Annotated in this window: 17 protein-coding genes; 16 read left to right on the top strand and 1 reads right to left on the bottom strand. The window is 35.7% G+C overall.

The window, feature by feature from the left end:
* Window positions 1-109: 109 nt before the first annotated feature.
* From F7231_RS15965 to F7231_RS15920, 11 genes are all read left to right on the top strand, one after another.
* A complete protein-coding gene (locus F7231_RS15965; RefSeq protein WP_166692617.1) occupies window positions 110-880 on the top strand; it encodes a class I SAM-dependent methyltransferase in 771 nt (256 codons plus the stop codon).
* On the top strand, window positions 873-1,673 hold the full coding sequence (locus F7231_RS15960; protein WP_166692615.1) for a glycosyltransferase family 2 protein: 801 nt from the start codon (window positions 873-875) through the stop codon (window positions 1,671-1,673). The genes F7231_RS15965 and F7231_RS15960 overlap by 8 nt, the downstream gene beginning before the upstream one ends.
* Window positions 1,674-2,190: 517 nt before the next feature.
* Window positions 2,191-3,048 (top strand): hypothetical protein, encoded by an 858-nt coding sequence (locus F7231_RS15955; RefSeq protein ID WP_166692613.1) that lies wholly within the window; start codon window positions 2,191-2,193, stop codon window positions 3,046-3,048.
* Between the two features lie 13 nt (window positions 3,049-3,061).
* Window positions 3,062-4,159: a glycosyltransferase gene (locus F7231_RS15950; protein ID WP_166692611.1), complete on the top strand. Its 1,098-nt coding sequence runs from the start codon at window positions 3,062-3,064 to the stop codon at window positions 4,157-4,159.
* A gap of 1,741 nt (window positions 4,160-5,900) precedes the next feature.
* Window positions 5,901-6,518: a hypothetical protein gene (locus F7231_RS15945; RefSeq protein ID WP_166692609.1), complete on the top strand. Its 618-nt coding sequence runs from the start codon at window positions 5,901-5,903 to the stop codon at window positions 6,516-6,518.
* Window positions 6,519-6,969: 451 nt separating this feature from the next.
* The gene (locus F7231_RS15940; protein ID WP_166692607.1) at window positions 6,970-7,377 is read left to right on the top strand and encodes a helix-turn-helix domain-containing protein; all 408 of its coding nucleotides are present in this window, start codon (window positions 6,970-6,972) and stop codon (window positions 7,375-7,377) included.
* 94 nt (window positions 7,378-7,471) lie between these two features.
* A complete protein-coding gene (locus F7231_RS27850; protein WP_166692723.1) occupies window positions 7,472-7,771 on the top strand; it encodes a transposase in 300 nt (99 codons plus the stop codon).
* Between the two features lie 101 nt (window positions 7,772-7,872).
* Window positions 7,873-7,998 carry a hypothetical protein gene (locus F7231_RS27655; protein ID WP_262889673.1) on the top strand — a complete coding sequence of 42 codons (126 nt, stop codon included), beginning with the start codon at window positions 7,873-7,875 and terminating at the stop codon, window positions 7,996-7,998.
* Between the two features lie 395 nt (window positions 7,999-8,393).
* Complete coding sequence (locus tag F7231_RS15930) at window positions 8,394-9,767, top strand: lipopolysaccharide biosynthesis protein (protein ID WP_166692606.1); 1,374 nt, start codon at window positions 8,394-8,396, stop codon at window positions 9,765-9,767.
* Window positions 9,768-9,790: 23 nt separating this feature from the next.
* A complete protein-coding gene (locus F7231_RS15925; RefSeq protein ID WP_166692605.1) occupies window positions 9,791-10,543 on the top strand; it encodes a hypothetical protein in 753 nt (250 codons plus the stop codon).
* Between the two features lie 185 nt (window positions 10,544-10,728).
* Window positions 10,729-11,409 carry a class I SAM-dependent methyltransferase gene (locus F7231_RS15920; RefSeq protein ID WP_166692603.1) on the top strand — a complete coding sequence of 227 codons (681 nt, stop codon included), beginning with the start codon at window positions 10,729-10,731 and terminating at the stop codon, window positions 11,407-11,409.
* A gap of 2 nt (window positions 11,410-11,411) precedes the next feature.
* Here F7231_RS15920 and F7231_RS15915 read toward each other — a convergent pair whose 3' ends face one another.
* On the bottom strand, window positions 11,412-12,221 hold the full coding sequence (locus tag F7231_RS15915; protein WP_166692601.1) for a glycosyltransferase family 2 protein: 810 nt from the start codon (window positions 12,219-12,221) through the stop codon (window positions 11,412-11,414).
* A gap of 583 nt (window positions 12,222-12,804) precedes the next feature.
* Here F7231_RS15915 and F7231_RS15910 point away from each other — a divergent pair.
* From F7231_RS15910 to F7231_RS15890, 5 genes are all read left to right on the top strand, one after another.
* Window positions 12,805-13,647 (top strand): glycosyltransferase, encoded by an 843-nt coding sequence (locus F7231_RS15910; protein ID WP_166692599.1) that lies wholly within the window; start codon window positions 12,805-12,807, stop codon window positions 13,645-13,647.
* A 328-nt stretch (window positions 13,648-13,975) separates the two neighbouring features.
* Window positions 13,976-14,722 (top strand): glycosyltransferase family 2 protein, encoded by a 747-nt coding sequence (locus tag F7231_RS15905; RefSeq protein WP_166692597.1) that lies wholly within the window; start codon window positions 13,976-13,978, stop codon window positions 14,720-14,722.
* A 362-nt stretch (window positions 14,723-15,084) separates the two neighbouring features.
* Window positions 15,085-15,789 carry a glycosyltransferase family 2 protein gene (locus F7231_RS15900; RefSeq protein ID WP_229369992.1) on the top strand — a complete coding sequence of 235 codons (705 nt, stop codon included), beginning with the start codon at window positions 15,085-15,087 and terminating at the stop codon, window positions 15,787-15,789.
* 86 nt (window positions 15,790-15,875) lie between these two features.
* Complete coding sequence (locus F7231_RS15895) at window positions 15,876-16,796, top strand: glycosyltransferase family 2 protein (RefSeq protein WP_166692593.1); 921 nt, start codon at window positions 15,876-15,878, stop codon at window positions 16,794-16,796.
* A gap of 98 nt (window positions 16,797-16,894) precedes the next feature.
* Window positions 16,895-18,580, top strand: coding sequence for a beta strand repeat-containing protein (locus F7231_RS15890; RefSeq protein ID WP_229369990.1), 1,686 nt, complete (start codon window positions 16,895-16,897; stop codon window positions 18,578-18,580).
* The last annotated feature ends 103 nt before the right edge of the window (window positions 18,581-18,683 follow it).

The raw sequence follows: 18,683 nt of genomic DNA, 5'->3' as shown, positions 1-18,683 counted from the left end.
AGTATACAACTGTCTTCATCAAAGCTAGTTAAGTTGCATAGCCGTTGCCAGTTTATGGGTCCGACAGAGGCTATGCAAATTAACCTGTAAACATATCTTTCCTGCTGCTATGAAAAGCTTCCTGAACAAGTCGATTACTGCTGCAGGTAAGCTCATTCTCCCAAAAAGCATTACACGATTTATTCAACAGATAAAAATTAACAGATTTAGAAAGGCCAGTTTAGAAGACACGTTTACTGATATATATACAAATCGTCTTTGGGGTACGGGTGAGGATAAATTTTATTCCGGCTCTGGTTCTGATCAGGAAACTACGCATCCATATATAGAAGCTGTAGCCGAGTTTATAGATAGCAATAGGATAACCAGTCTAGTAGATATAGGATGCGGCGACTTCAGGGTTGGAAATGCATTACTCGGCAACTTATTTACCCCCATAAAATACACTGGCCTTGATATTGTAGAGTCACTTGTTCTACATAATAGGAAAGAGTATGGTACCGCCTCAATTACATTTCAATGCGTGAATGCCGTAAATCAGGATTTACCAGAAGCAGAAGCATGTACTATTAGAGAAGTACTTCAGCATCTAAGCAACCAGGAGATAGCAGTTATTCTGGAAAAAGTCAGAAAGACATACAAATTTGCTATTATCACCGAAAGACAGCTACTCAGAACATCCAGCATTATACCCAATTTAGATAAAGTGCATGGTCCACACACACGAATTATGCACAATTCAAGTGTTTACCTCGACGAACCTCCATTCAACCTACCAGTAGATGTATTACTTGACTACAAAGTGGGAGCGCTTAATCGATATGGAGAAGAGATTACTACTGTTTTGAAAACGTACCTCTGGGAAGCTACTCATGATTGATCGCCATAAACAATATAGTAATGAGGCACCTCTGGTAAGCGTAATAATGGCTGTTTATAATGGTGAAGACACCATAGAAGAGGCCATTCTAAGCGTAGTCAGCCAATCATATAAAAATATTGAATTCATAATTATTGACGGTAAGTCTACTGATAACTCAGTAACAATTGCCAAAAAGTACTCGAGTTACATCTCCCACTTGGTCAGTGAAGTAGACCAAGGCATATACGATGCGTGGAATAAAGCAATTAGCTTATCGAAAGGTGCCTGGCTATGTTTTATGGGGACAGATGATCGGCTAAAAAGTTACGCAATTGACCACTATGTGACGTTCATTAACCAGTACCCCACTAGCCAGTTCGACTATATATCTTCACGAGTAGCCCTCATCAATGCCTCTGGCACTGTTCGTGAAATAGTTGGCAGCGCCTGGGATTGGCAAAAGTACAAGCACTATATGAACGTGGCTCATGTAGGCTCTTTTCACGGAAAGAAATTATTTGAGGAGGTTGGCTTATTCGACCTTACTTATAAAATTATAGCTGATTATGAACTGCTACTCAGAAAGGGACCGTCCTTAAAAACTGGTTATATGCATACAGTAACCGCTGATATGACAGTTGGTGGAATTAGTGATAGTAGAAAAGTATTGCAAGAGCTTAAAGAACTTAGAACAAAAAAACTCGGATATACTCCTACTTACGCCAATTGTATGTACAGTTTAGCTATCTTATCAAGGTATATCCGACAATTATTAATTAGTATAGGCATTCAAATAAGGCTAAAAACATAAACGGATGGTTGTAGCTGTACTTATCAGCTTACTTACTCTTACAATATCCATAGCATTACTGTTTCTCTATTATAAAGGCACAATAGATGTTATTGAAGTTTTGCTCTATAGCTTTGCAACCCAAACATATAACATAAGTGTCATAGGTTCAACAATAACTCCTTTTTTCTTTATTAGCGCCTTTTTCCTGTTTAGTACGTTTGTGCAATTTTATTATAGAACAATATCGCTTACTAGAAATATATTGTTGCTCTTAATATTACCACTCTTTTCTAGTCTGTTTGGGTTCATCTGCTACACATATGATTTAAATTCGTTTTATTACTTACCGAGAGGCGAAGTGATTTTCTTCTTAAAACCAATTTACTTCTATGTCAAGAATTACCTTCCATTATTTGCTATAGCTTACGTACTACGTAAAAATAAGAGATGCTTTACCTTCGAACGAGTTTACTCTCTCATTAGCAGAATCGCATACATATCTTCTGTGATAGGGTTATTTCAAGTAGCTTTTTGTATGTTCACAAATGCAGATGAGTTGATTAACGAGCTGGTCGGCAATAAGTCCAGATATATTTTCCAGTTGCCAAATGGGCTACCTATCGTTCGAATTTCTGCTTTGTTCTCAGAGCCAAAATCATTAGCTGCTTTCCTAGGACTGGCGTTACCAATACTAGTTAATCGTAGATCATATGGAAAGTGCCTAATAGTGATACTGGCGGGCATTCTTACTCTCTCACAAACGTTTATAATCGTCTGTATTGTAGCATTAATCAGTTACTGTGTCTACAAAACGACTAAAAATACTAAGTCGACAGTCTTTATTGGAATTTTATTTGTGTGGGGCAGTTTATTTGCGGTGGCAACATTCAAAGATAACATGGTTGAGTCATCGCTGAAATATACCAATAGTATTGCCTTTGCACTTACCCTGGAAAGAGCCCTTGATCGCTACCAGGAAGCTAAAACGATGACTGGAGAAGATTCTCAATTAGGTGGCATACCACTGCAACAGGATCTTGAATGGCCTGTAGTGAAATTCCTGCGCGACAGGCCACTGACCCTACTGACTGGCTATGGACCAGGAAATAGCATGTTTTTACAGCCAAAATACTTCGAAGAAGTTTATAGCTTCGAGCAGCACAAAGAAGGTCTTTTGTCTAACCATATGAACATGAGGTGGTTTTTTTATACTGCCGAATTTGGTCTGCCAATTTTTCTACTATTCATATGGATCTTAACATCAGTGCCCCATCACCATCAGTTTACAAATTTCTTCTACTCTTTTTTATGGCTATGCTTCTTCTTTAACGAAATCGATCTGATCATAGTCATATTTTATGCGTTATTCAAACGTTTGAAATCAAAAGTATAACTATTAGAAACAAATGATAAAACGACTAATTGTTGTTTCAGGTATCAACATGACCGATAGCGGTAAACTATCTATATTAAATGATTGCATAAATTACCTCAGTGAACACTTCAGCACAGAGTGGCATATCATCGCCCTTGTACCTCAGTTAGGCTTACTATCAGCGCCAAATATTGAATACATACAATTCCCGCTATCGAAAAAGCGATGGGTTTATCGACTATATTATGAGTACATTCACTTTTATTTTCTTTCAAAACGACTCAAACCGTATTTATGGTTATCACTTCACGATATCTCACCAAATGTTGACGCTACTATACGAGCCGTATATTGCCACAATGCCACTATATTTTACAAAACACCTGTAAAATTTTTCTTTTTTGATTATACACTAACTTTGTTCTCTTTATTTTATAAATATTTATACAAGTTAAATATCAAAAAAAACAATTTCGTTATCGTGCAACAAAATTGGCTAAAAACAAGTTTTGAGGACTTATTCAACTTACACAATGTTATAGTAGCTTATCCTCTGAATAAATCTTTACCCACAGATAAAACTATTGAGGAAGTAAAAGCAAACACAAAAAGTATAACATTTTTTTATCCTACAGTACCAAGAATATTTAAAAATATCGAAGTGATAGCAGAGGCTACAAAAATTCTCAATGAAAAAGGGTATTCGAATTTCGAGGTCATTTTAACATTTGGTGAAAATGACAATAAGTATACAAAGTACCTGCAAAATAAATATGGTAGTCTTTCCAACTTGAAACACATAGGCTTCATTTCAAGAGCCGACGTGTTTACCCATTATAAAAGTAGCCATTTCCTATTATTTCCATCGTTACTTGAATCATGGGGTTTACCTATTAGCGAAGCAAAGCAATTTGGTTTACCCATGATAGTAGCTGATATGCCTTACGCAAGAGAGTCTATTGGTAGCTACGACAAAGCCAAACTCTTTAACCCTACAGACTCTTCTCAATTAGCAGACATAATGGAGGCAGGGATTAATCAACGTATTATATATGATAATTTGGTATATAAGGAAGGTGAAGTTCGTAAAGACTGGGGACAACTTTTTACCTTATTATTAGACCAATAACAGACACTATCTTACTATCTAATCAATATCTAATTTTAGTGACAAGACAACAACAATTTGAACTAATCTTTAATGACCCATGCAACTACAAGTTTAGAGAAAGAAAAACTCTGAAATTATCTTATAGGGAAGCCTAGTCGGTCCCATGGCTGCTTTTCTATTTACACTAAATTACAGACTCGGTAAGAAATTAATAACTTTGTTGTATTCAGCGCTTCGAGGATAAATACATAAATTAATTTTACAGCTTACTGACAAGTAAACTATCTGCAATATTTCAAACTGTACATTCCTATTTTCATTTGTACGAATCGTCAGTTGGGGTAGATGCGATGAGATTGATAAAACGCTTAAAATTAAATTTTTAACTGTTACTTACATTGTGCAAGTTAACGACAGTAACAAATTTATTTAAAGAGCATTTAACGAATATGCATACGGTAATAAATTAAATTAGACTTTTCAGAACGAGAGAAGCTAGTTATAATCTACTTATTTAGTCGTTTAGATATAAATTTTGATTACAAGAGAATTGAACCTTAACGATAAGAATAGCTTTCGTTACACGATTTATTTAACGATATGAGTTCAAACAATATGTATTTACAGAAGAAAAGAGTGTATAGCTTCTTAACTCTGCACGTCTGCGAAATCCAGTTTTCAGGATGCCTTGTATACCATAATTGCAAATAAGGCACACGTAGCTGAACTGGAAGAGTATGAACATGTCCGGAATGTTTAATACACAAAGTATGCGATCGGAGTCCTCAGACAAATTAGATTACAGGGTCCTATCACCAAACATATGCGTCATTTAGAGGTGTATCCAAACCTACAAAGGATAAGAAAATTAGTCTTAAATATGATAACATCGTCGCAAGTATCGTTTAATGACTTAATTTTACACAAGATTTGATTATGAAATAGTTTGAATAGCAGCAGAGATAACGCTTGAAGTCAGAGTTAGATAAGAGCTGATCCTAAGAGAAGATTATTTTTGTTCTGAGATCCTACCGGATTGATATAACCTTTTACGGTATAGCTCACTTAGTTTGAGCACAGTGTCTGAAAGTGACCGTTCTTAAAATAATTCGTAAAATAATCTTCGAGTCTGACCAGACGACACACGATTTTTTCCAACTGATTGAGTATGATAAATGTAAAATTCATTAGTAATCCGTTTTATTGTTATGCGATAGGGTTTAGTATAGTTTTATTCGTATACACATGGGGTTGGTCTAATTTATATCCAGACATAAAATTAGATGTGTTTATGTTTATTATGATAAGCATTATCACATCTATATTTTTAGGGTTTATATTTCAGAAGAAGTATATTTATAAGGACATTAAAATTAATAATTACAATTTCCTATTTACTACTGCCATTACTCTTGGTTACACAATAGAATTTATATACAATGGTGGCGTGCCACTTTTTATGATTTTTCGAGGTGACGCTTATTCTCATTATGATTTTGGCATCCCTACGTTTCACGTTTTTTTGCAGACAGTTGCTCCATTTTATACAATATACTTATATCATCAATACATTAGTAACAGAAATCGAAAGCTTATTTTTTACTTAGCTATATTATTTATTCTAAGTGTATTAGTAGTTAATAGAGGTTCTACCCTAATGACATTGATGTCATGCCTAGTCATTTTCTGTCAAAAGACAAAATACATAAGCTATAAATCTTTTTCTATTTTAATTCTGACACTTATATTTGTATTTTATATGTTTGGCTTTATTGGTTTCGCTAGATCTTTTAAAGATAACGAAGAATATTTATTTGAGCTTGCTGAAGCCAAAGACACCTTCCGAGATAGTATAATTCCCGGTGAATTTTTTTGGTTTTATCTTTATGCTTCATCCCCTATTGCTAATTTTCAGAATGCTGTAAATGAGGCTAAACATATTAGATACAATACTTACAATTTCGTCGGTAGTGAGTTAATACCAGATTTTATTACAAAGCGTATAATAAATCCTTCTACTGATCCGGACAAAATTGAAGGAGATAAATATTTGATTGCAAGTTTTTTGACAGTTGGAAGTATATATTATGATCCGTTTAGAAGGATGGGGTGGATAGGTGTAGTAACAATTTTTATACTTCTAACAACGTTAATGTCATTCATACCACTTTTGGTTGATATTAATAAACCCTATTTTTCAACAACAGTTGCAATATTATGTACAATGGCGTTGTTCAGTACCTTTGATAATATGATTCGATTTACTGGTCTAAGTTTCCAGTTAATTTATCCTTTACTTTTAGGATACTTTAGTAGATATTATTTAATTGAAAAAAAAATTCGGTTAGTCTTACCTAAAGTTGTTCTAAAGATTTAGATGTGGCTTGGTCAGACTCGAAGATTATTTTACGAATTATTTTAAGAACGGTCACTTTCAGACACTGTGCTCAAACTAAGTGAGCTATACCGTAAAAGGTTATATCAATCCGGAGGATCTTAGAACAAAAATAATCTTCTCTTAGAATCAGCTCTTATCTAGCTCTGACTTTAAGCGTCATGTCTGCTACTATTCAAACTATTCCATAATCAAATCTTGTGTAAAATTGAATAGCTTTATACAACATTAAATACACTAAATTTATAACGTAATGTTGCTCAGTCCACTTCAAAGCTACGCTATAAACTAATTAAGGGACTAAGTATTGAATTTTCAGTCGGAATCTTACTTGTCGTCTTTACTTTAAATTTGACAGCTTACCATTATTATCAAAAAGGCACAAAATTACTAACTAGGCAGCTTTTATTGAGGTGTGAGTAGGTTCATAAAGATGTTGTCTTTTTCAAGCACGGCAATTTACACCCTTGCTGACTATGAATTGCTACGACGGCGTTGTGCCGCCTTCAAAGAGCAGAATTGGCCCCAAGTCAAAATTGCCCAAGCCCTGGGAATGACCGAAGGGTGGGTGAGCCAAATACTCAAAAAGTATCGTCAAGACGGCCCCGATGCCTTGATCTGGAAAAAGCCTGCTGGACCCGCTTGTCGACTCGACGAGCAACAATTGGCTCAGTTAGTTATTGAGATAACAAAAGAGGCGATAGTTCACGACTTTGAGGGAGAGATATGTACCCGCCTGTGCGTTAATGCCGTCATTATAAAGCTGTTTGGCATTAGTTATGACCCCTCCCAAGTGGGCCGTTTGCTCAAGCGAGTCGGCTGGAGCTGTCAACTAACATAGCCTAAAGCGCGTTAGCAAAACCCGGCCGCCCTCCAACAGTGACGGGAAGAGCACCTACCGGCGCTTAAAAAATGCTAAGACTGAGGGCAGTGTTATCGTCTACATTGATGAGTCTGCCTATTACTTACTGCCCTTACTAGCCTATATATGGGCACCTGAAGGCCAACCCCCGTTCGTAATAGAGCAAGCAGGACGCGCTCATTTGAGCCTAATAGCCGCCATTGCGCCCAGTGGATGGATCTACCTAGGCGGCCAGGATTGCCCCTTCAACAGTCAAGATATTGTCTGGTTTTTGGATCGATTGTGTAGCCGCTACCGTAAGCGAAGCTTGTTGGTGATTTGGGACGGGGCAGCCATTCATCGCAGTCAGCTTGTTAAAGACTGGCTCAGTTAGCGGGCAGGCCGAGTCCATTTAGACCGATTACCAGACTACAGTCCGGAATTAAATCCGGTCTAATTGCTGTAGAGTCATCTGAAACGAAGCTAAAAAACCAAGTGTTTATCATCAACTTGGAGCAACTGGCTAAAGCGGTTATTGTTCAATTGGCTCAACTGCGAGCCAATCCCGGACTTATTACTGCCTTCTTTCGTAAAAAGGAAGTGGATTTCTTCACAGACTAATTCACACATCAATATCATGTTTTTGGCAAGCATGATAATATAGCACGTCTTATATTTGTTCACTTTAAAAGCTTGGTGTGACTATTATTGTCCGCTTTCACAGTCTTGAGTACGGTTCAACTCCAAGATGATCATCCTTGTCACAATTATTTCAAGAGGTTTTGATTGTCCGAGTAGGCTGAGAATTTGATTAGAAACTACTCAACATACAAATGGGATAACAATTGCTTTAATACCATCAAGAAGGTTAATGGTACTTGCCGCGGCCAATAGAGGTTGTGAACTTCTTGCATTAGTTGATATCTACGTCACAGGTCAGCCCATGTAACCATATTTAGAAAAAAATAGCTTTCTTGACTAATGCAACGTCAGTAAATCTATTTACAATCAACCCTATGCCTATCGTGGCTAGAGACATGAAACCATTGATTAAAATTTTGGGCACTAGATATAGTAAAATGTTCTCTTCGAATGTTAGAAAAAAGAAGTTCATATTTTCTGCAGCTAGCAGTTTTGGGTTAAAAGGAATAGGAATGCTAGTTGGGTTCTTGAATTTACCGTTAATATATAATGCGATTGGATCAGAACGTTATGGAATGATGTTAAGTATAACTTCTATTGCTGCAGTCATAAATTTTGCTGACTTAGGACTTGGCTTTGGTTTACAAAACAGGGTTCCAAGATTATTAAAAGAAGACAGGTCAATATTACAAAGAACGATATCAAGTACTTTTTACTTTTTGGCATTTTCATCAATTCTAGTTTTTTTTCTTTTTTGTATACTAACGTTTAATATCAATTGGCAACAAATCCTTAATATTCATTCTAAAGATGCAATTAACGAAGTAGAAATTTCAGTCTATCTATTTGCTTTTATACTCTGTTTATCGGTTCCATTTTCAATAGTTCAAAAAATTCAGATCGGTTTTCAAGAAGGCTATAATACTAATTTATGGGTATCTGGGGGTAACTTATTTGGCCTTTTCGCACTTTTTATCCTTTATAAGTTTGAGATAAACACTCCATTAGTAATCTTAGCTGTATTTGGCACCAATACTATTTTTATAATTGTCAATTTTATACATTATTTCCTTTTCAAAAGACGAGATTTGTTTCCAAGTATTTCAGAAGCTAATATTGGGCTTATCAAGTCTGTAATAGCTGAAAGTTTTTCGTTTTTCTGGGTTCAATTACTTGCGTTACTTTTATTTGCTAGCAACAGCGCTTTAATTGTGTATTACAATAGCCCAGAGATGGTAACAGAATTTAACATTGCATACAAATTGCTGATCCTGGTAATGGTTCCAATCGAATCATCAGCTCCATACATTACGCCGGTATTAAACGAAGCGGCACTTGAGGGGGATAGTAACTGGGTCAAAAAATCCATAACGAAAGGTTTATACATTACTATAATTGTATCTCTTATTTGTAGTTTATTGATTTATTTATTTGGAAATTATATTATCAAGCTCTGGATTGGAAGTAGTGCTATACTTGAACAAGGTACAATCATAGCGATGGCGTTCTATATAATACTCTTTTCAGGAGTTGGCTGCATTCTCTCATATATTATGCTCTCGAGTAAATTTATAAAACAAAAAACTATTATTTATACAATAGCAGTCATCTTAACACTCATTGTTAAAGTGTTTTCCATAAAGAACTATGGTGTCGAAGGAGCTGTTTGGAGTACAACTGTTCCGATGTTTTTGTTTTATATTATTCCCTGTTTAGTACTGTTGAAGAAAAAAAATATGATTACATAAAATAACTCATAAATAAATTTTTCATGGCAAACTCAAACGAGTTATTACATCTGGAAGACAATATGTTCTGTATACTGCTTACTGGAACTATTGCCCCAACAAACATACCTAACTTAAAGCGTCTGGACCATAAAGAAAGAGAACAAGATTATTATAAAGCTATTGAAAAATGGATGTCACTCAACTATCCAGTAGTTTTCATCGAGAATAGCGGTTACGAATCCAAATCTATTAACTCTCTGTTTGAAAGTAGACCCGACTGCGAATTTGTGCAATTTGTTTCCAGCGTCAGCTATTTGGGGAAAGGACACGGTGAAGCTGAAATTATCAATTATGGTTTCGAAATGTCTGAAATACTGTGTAAGAGTGTTTATATAATAAAATCTTCTGGAAGACAATATATTTCAAATACCACGACCATTATCGAATCAATAAAAAGTAGTAAATTATTTGTATTATGTTGGTTAAAGCGTTATTTGCAATATGCAGACTCTAGATTTTTTGTTGCCAAAAAAGATTTCTTTACAAGTTATCTATCTAAAGAGATGGCTCTAATCGACGAGAAGAACGATATCTACTTCGAGCATGTATTGGCAAGAGCTGTTCACAGAAGTATTGCTGATGGAGAACTTTGGTTACCTCCAATAGATTACCCGATTTGCTATGGTATATCCGGAACAGAAAACTTAAAGTATAGAACTGATTTAAAATCTATCTTAAAAGGCCGTGTGATATTTAAGATTATGCATAGAATATTCAGAAACGATTTTTTGTAGTTATCTTTAGAAGCAACTCACAAACTGTATGTCCCATATTACTTGTACTTGCTTCTGGGGACGATTCACGGGATATTCTTTGCTAAGATGAAGGATTTGTTATTGACAGCGTATGTATATTGCAATTTAATAGAACTCTACTTCCCAAAAAGGTTGTACTGTACAGGAACAACCATAAGCATTTAATGAAGCCACTACATAAAGAGTACTCAGCCAAGGATAGACAATATTATGCTCAAAATAGAGATGAAATGTTAAAATACATTTCACCTGATACTAAGTCTTTGTTGGACGTAGGCTGTAGTAGCGGTGTGTTTGGAGCTGCAGTGAAAGAACACTACGGGTCTACAGTATGGGGAATAGAGCCTGACGAAAAGGCAGCAAAGTTGGCAGAAGTATTATTGGATAGGGTTTACAATACAGTTTTTGACGAAAATCTAAACCTAAATGGAAAAAAATTTGACTGCATTGTCTTCAACGACGTTTTAGAGCATTTAGTCAATCCAGTTGCGGCGCTTGAATTATGCAAATCGTACCTTACGGATAAAGGAATAATAGTTTGCTCAATCCCTAATATAAGATTTTTTGATGCGGTCTATCAAATAATTATTAACAAGGATTTTCCACAAACCGACTCGGGCATATTCGACAAAACCCACCTAAGATTTTTTACAAAAAAGAGTATTGTACGTCTTTTCACAGAAGTAGATTACGAAATTAGAATGGTGGAAGGGATAAACTCTATTAAAGAGCTAAATATAAAAGGGTACAAAAACTTCAAAATTCTTAACAGTCTGCTATTCAACGCTATCGAGGATATGGAATACCTACAGTACGCAGTAGTTGCTGTGGCAAAAACTCATTAAATTTATTTAGGAGTAGTCACTTTTGTAAATAGTAATCTGACAGAATCAATAACCATTAGCACTCTCCCAGTAATAGGAGACAATACATTATTCTTAATTTTAGCCCTGTATGTTTCCTGGCTTGCTTTAAGAAGATTACTCCCGCTTATACCACCTACACGCATTTTTGCAGTAACAGAAGGCATATATGAGGCAATTAGCCTACTTCCAGCTCTAAGCAAAAATTCATAGTCTCCCGAAATTTTAAACGTATCATCATACACACCATACATTCTAAACAAGGAACATGAGTGAAACGTACCGACGTGCCAGGTTACCATACTTTTTCTAAACAATTCCCATCGCCAAGGCTGCCCTACCGTTTCAAGATAGTTTGATCTCTCATCAATTAGTTGAATCTGGGACGAAACAAACTGAAGATTTTCACAATTAGGATGATTAATGATGTGCTCTATATACAGTCGGACAGCATCTGGCAAAAGTTGATCGTCGGCACCTATAAAAACTAACCAGTTTCCTGTAGCTTTTGAAATACCTTTGTTCCATGCATCGTAGATACCAGCATCAGGCTCACTTATCCAGTATGCTAGTCTGTGCTGGTATGTTTCAATTATATTGATTGTTGAGTCTGTTGATCCCCCATCAATAACAATGTATTCAATATTATCGTAAGATTGATTGAGAACGCTAGATATACATTCCTCTAAATAGTTACCTGCATTATAAGTTGCTGTGATTATAGTTACTTTGGGGAATTGGCTATTTTTTCGCGTTGGTAGCGGTTCTTCTATATAGCTAAATTTAATTTCCATGTGGTTTAAATTAACAAATCAATCAATTAAGTAATTAGACCGGATGGCTGAACAGAGCCTACATTACGTTTTCTCCACTTTACTTCCATAAAGGTAAGGTCATAATAACATGTTTAGCATTACTCTATGAACGTCATGAGAGATATGCTAATTGAAGGAATATCAGCAGACATCATTTCATAAGTCAATGACAAACTTATAAAATTTTCTTGCTTATTTCTATCCACATGAGACTAGCATGAATACATAACATTTATTATAAATGCATCACACGCCTTTTAGTATAAATCACCTAACACTGTAATAAGTAAAAATAAATATGTTATTATCATCGTAAATGTAGCTTTTTTTATTCTAAAAAAAAGCTACATTTATTTAATTATAAATACGCTCAACATAGTTCAATTCTCAATAAAACACAATTTCCAACCACAAATATATGTTTTGTTATCTTTGTACTGTAGAACATTACTCTGAAAGTATGTTATATAAATATCAATTAAGTTACGCAAGTTAGTAAGTGAGCTAACTAAGTAGTTTGAATTGTTTGATGCTTTTACTAGACTATCTAAACTACAGACATATGTTGTCTTTGCCTTCGGAGGCTGAAGCTCGAGTTGCAGCTAGTGTAACACTTTACAATAGCTTACCCTCTTGTGTAGACGCAATAGCGTCATACCAGAATCAAGTCGAACAAGTGTATCTTATAGATAATTCTGAATTCCCGGACACAATTCTCATTTCTGAATTGACTAAGTGGCCCAATGTACAATACGTATGTAACGGGGGAAACCGAGGGGTAGCTGCTGCGCTAAATATAGCTGCGCGTCTAGCTATTGACAATGGCTTTGAATTCTTACTTACAATGGACGATGATACTTATTTACCCCCTAATTCATTACAAAGTATGGTATTAGTTGCAAAGACAAACAATTACAAAATAGGTCTTGTGTCGGGTATACATTCAGGTATTGAGCAGAAAATAAGTGAGTTGAATGTCCTTTACACAATGACTTCTGGCAATATACTCAATCTACAAGCGTACAAAATAGCAGGGCCATTTCGGGAGGACTTTTTCATTGATCATGTAGATCATGAATATGGATTGAGATTGAACCGCTTGGGATATAAGATAATTCAGCTAAATAGTGTTCAACTTAAACATAATTTGGGTAAACGTAAATCTGTAGGTTGGGGTACCTTTATTTTCATATCTCATACACCTATTCGTGGCTACTATATGGTTAGAAATGGGCTAGTCTTGGCTAAACTATATCCTGAGTTTCGTTTCAAAGCTATTACCCTCATAACTAAAGAATGGATAAAATCCTTTTTTTTTGAGGATGACAAATTTAATCGGCTAAGGCTATTATATAGAGGAGTTATTGATGCTTATTTTGAAAAATTAGGGAAATTTAAATCATAATATCCTTTGTAGTGACAATTCTCAATATTTTACTGAATGTATTGGCTTCGTATAAGTAATGCTGAAATATAGTGATAGTGGCACTGTTATATCCCAAACTACAAATTAAATCTCTTTGTAACCTTGTATAAAATTGTAGATACTCAACATCTAAATATTTTTAGCAATACGATCTATGAGGTTGATATTAAACAATTCAAAGATTTATTCTTTATTATTAGATAACATATCTCAATTCAAAGTGGTATCTTAACAGTTCTAATTACTTTCGAACTTAAAATCTACGTTTCAGTTAAGATCTGGAATAATCAACTTGACAATAATTAAAATGAATCCCTTAATAAGTATTATTACTGTCACTTATCAAGCTGGGAAAACACTTGAGAAGTCTATTATCAGCGTTATAAATCAAAAGCTGCAATTCGATTACATAATTATTGATGGGGGTAGTAACGATGAAACTATAAATATTATTAATAAGTATTGCGATAAAATAAGCTATTGGGTAAGCGAACCTGATAATGGTATATATGATGCAATGAACAAGGGTTTATCTAAAGCATCAGGAGAGTGGATATACTTTTTAGGTGCCGATGACATACTTGAAGATGATGCTTTACTTAATATAAAACCATACCTACGCTATCCTTATTTAATGGTATGTGGGGATATTATTTTTGATACGGGCCATCATGTACGATCTTTTTTAAACAATCGTATATGGCTACAAAACACCGTACATCACCAAGCAACATTCTATAAAAGAATATTATTTCATGCTTTTAAGTACGATGTTTCGTACAAAGCAATTGCAGATTACGAACTAAATCTTAAAATTTTCGTAAATGGTTATTCATTCTTGTATGTACCATTAACTTTAGCCAGATGTAAATCAAATGGCATTAGTAGCCAAATGAAAATTTCCTTAGTTGAAACTAATTTGATAAGAGAAAAATTTTTAGGTAAAGGTTACAATCAAAAGTTATTATCTAGCTTACTTCGAGTTTATTATTTTCAAAAAGAAATAAGATCATATTTAAAAGATATATTTACTTTTACAGTTACTATAATTTAATTTGTGCTAACGCCAATAAATGTATTTTATCTTCTAAATGACAGATTATTTTGTATTTTTTGGTCTGGCCATTTACTTATTATATTTGTATCAAGTAGGATATGATGGATATTTGAACTGTTGAACGCTTGAACCACTAACCCTCGTAGTCAATAGAATGTACTACTAAGTTTCAATGAATCATCTCAGCTTTGTTGTTAAATTAAACTGATCATATATTTGTGCATAGCAAATCAATAATTTTTAATTTTACCAGTACATTTACACTTCAATATTTTATGCCTTATTTAGTTACATATGGATTTAATACAACTTAGACTATCGTTTTTACATTAAATCTGAATCAAATGATAAGTGTCTGCATGGCTTGTTACAATGGCGAGCAAAGCATTAAACGACAAATAGACTCAATCCTCATTCAATTAGAAATTGATGATGAGTTAATTATCTCTGATGATGGCTCGACGGATAATACTCTAAGTATAGTTGGTTCGTTTAGAGATGGACGTATTAAGGTAATAACTAATAATGGCTTAAAAGGTCCCGTTGGAAATTTTCAGAACGCTCTTAATGAAGCTAGCGGTAACTTCATATTTTTATCTGACCAAGACGATATCTGGAGGCCGGATAAAGTGAAAGTGATGAGCGAGAGGTTAAATCTTGCTGATCTTGTTCTTAGTGATTGTCGTATTGTAGACCAAAATTTAAAGCAAATAATAGCTTCTTTTTTTTCATTTCGAAAAAGTCGTCCAGGTTTTATGCACAATCTTTATAAAAACTCATACATAGGGTGTTGTATGGCTTTTCGTAGAGAAATCTTAGAATATGTGTTGCCCTTTCCTAAACATATACATATGCATGATTGGTGGATTGGCTTGCTGGTTGAGTTAAAGGGCTCAGTAAATTTTATAGATCTTCCTCTCATTGACTATGTTCGTCATGGTAACAATGTATCACCAACAGGAGAAATATCAACAAATCCTTTTTATAAGCGTTTTTTAAATAGAGTTATAATATTATGGTATATTGTATACCGCAATTTATATATATCAAATTTAGTTAAGTAATCTAGTAGATTATACCTCAATACTTCGTAATGTGTTCAGATTATTATATTCGCAGTTAGTTTACCTCTTAACATATTGTATCTAAAATGGTATCAGTCGTAATTCCTACGTATAATGCATCTGAGTATTTACCCAGATTGTTACTGTCTCTTCAACAGCAGACTATACCTTTGGAACTAATCATTCTTGACTCAGAGTCTACTGATAACACTAGGGAAATACTAAACTTAAATAACGTTCCTTATACTTCAATTAGTAAGTCCTCATTCAATCATGGAGCAACAAGGAATATTGGCATAAATCTTGCTAGTCATGAAATAGTCATGTTTCTGACTCAGGACGCTATTCCTTATGATTGTCATTCACTAAGACTACTCTATGATTCATTAGTCAAAACAGATTGCGCAGGGATGGCTTATGGTAGACAAATTCCATATCCTAATACGGGTATATTCGGTGCTGCTGCTAGATTAATTAACTACTCTTCAGAAAGTATAGTTAAAAACAAGGCAATGATTCCTACACTTGGTATTACGACCTGTTCTTCCTCTAACTCCTTTGCTGCTTACAAGAAAGAATTACTACTACAGCATGGAGGATTCCCTGAACACACAATTCTTGGCGAGGAAGTTTCAGTTGCAGCAAGACTAATATTGCAAGGTTATTCGCTCGTCTACTGCGCCGAAGCTAAGGTCTATCACTCACATGATTACTCAATATTACAAGAATTCAGTAGATACTTTGATATAGGAGTTTTTCATAAGCAGCAACAACATGTACTATGTCATTACGAAAAAGCAGAATCAGGGGGATATCGTTATGTTATAAATGAGAGCCAATATTTAATTAAGCAAGGTCACAGCTTACTGATACCTGTACAGATCTTACGCGTGCTTATGAAGTATCTTGGCTACAAGATTGGTACGAAGTACACTGTGTTGCCACTTACGGTCAGTAGGTCACTTAGCATGCATAAGTCATTTTGGACACAAATACATGAAAAGTAGTGCCTTTGCTCTACTTACACTTAGCACCCGTCAACATCCTCAAGTAGATGCTGCCGTTCTGTTGATCTATATACTACTTATTTAAATTAATTGAAACCATGTGGAAATTTCTACTATTCACTTTAGGGTCATTTTCGGTCTTAACCCTTAATGTCAATGCCCAGACCAACTATGTATCTACCGCCCCTTCCTCATTAACTCCAGGATCTGATAATACCCTAGTGGGAGTAGGAGCAGGTAATATTAATATGAGCGGTGCTAGTAACTTAATGATTGGCCGAGGAGCAGGTATTCAAAATATGGCAGGTACCCAAAATGCCTTCGTTGGAGCAGGAGCTGGCAACCGAAATTCATCTGGTCAAAACAACGCTTTTTTAGGTTACTCGTCAGGATATAATACTTCTAGCGGTAACAATAACACTTTTTTGGGCGCTAACGCTGGGTATACTAACGATATCGGTTATAATAATTCCTTCGCAGGGTATAATGCAGGTTACTTCAATTCACAAGGTAACAATAATGCCTTTTTTGGCACTGGTTCAGGATATGGGAACACGCAAGGTAGTAATAATACTTTCATGGGCGCTGATGCCGGAAGCAATAACTCAACCGGTACAGGAAACACATATTTAGGTTCGTTATCCGGTACTGCAAGTGGATCCGCCTCGCAAAACACTTTCGTTGGTGCCAACACTGGTATTAGTAATATAGGCTCTTCAAATACATTTATTGGTTATGAAGCCGGCCGAAGCAATCAATCTGGTAGCAACAATGTGTTTATAGGGTATTATACAGGTGTAAATAATACTACTGGTTTAGGTAACCTTTTTATGGGACAACAGGCAGGCCTTAGTAATTCACAAGGTAGTTATAATTTATTTATAGGTAATAGTTCAGGTAGTAGTAATGTAGGAGGCATTGGTAATACGGCCATTGGTGACGGATCGTTGTTACGCAATGCATCTGGCATTCATAATGCTGCCATTGGCCGCTATGCCGGAGTAGAAAGCAGAGGCGATGAGAATGTTTTTATTGGTTTCGCCGCCGACGTAACGCCAGCAACCCCTAATTTGGTTAATGTTACAGCAATTGGAGCACGTGCCAGGGTGAGCCAAAGTAATAGTATAGTTTTAGGGGCCAACGCTAATGTCGGTATCGGTACGTCGGCACCGGCTGCTAAACTAGAAATTGTAAGTTCTACAACCAATACATCAGGTTTGCGGCTGACGAATCTGAAAAGTAGCAGCCCGGCTACGGTACTCAGCACAAATAAGTTTCTGACAGTCAATGCAAATGGCGATGTTGTTTTGGGCAGTACAACCAGTTCAGCCCGCCTTGGCACTGAAGCTGCTGATGCCAATTGGCAATCATCCGGTATTAATCTTGTCAATACCAATACGGGTGGCGTTATTATTGGCCAGGGCATTGATAAGACACCAGCGGGTTACCGGCTCTTCGTGAGTGAAGGTATCCTGACGGAGAAAGTAAAAGTAGCCGTAGCCAACACGAGTGAGTGGTCAGACAAGGTATTTGAGAAGTCATACAACCTACGGTCGTTACGCCAAGTTGAGCAGCACATTAAACAGCACGGCCACTTGCCAGGTGTACCGTCAGCAGTGGAGGTCGTTCGCGACGGAGTCGATGTAGGTAAGATGGACGCTAAACTGCTCGAGAAAATTGAAGAACTGACGCTCTATATGATTGAACTCAAGAAAGAGACACAGGCTCTTAAAGCAGAGAACAAACGGATTAAGCAACAACTTCGCCTAAATACCCGTCGCTAATTTGCGCATACGAATCTAACGAACGAGCCGTTGACTCGTCGAGGCCACCTCTTTACCGGGGTGGCTTTTTTAGTATCGCCTAATTGCTAACTACCTTTACTCG

It is taken from the genome of Fibrivirga algicola, from assembly GCF_011742925.1.
GTDB lineage: Bacteria > Bacteroidota > Bacteroidia > Cytophagales > Spirosomataceae > Fibrella > Fibrella algicola.
Note: the sequence above shows the minus strand (reverse complement) of the source record. Positions and strands in the feature narration are given on the sequence as shown.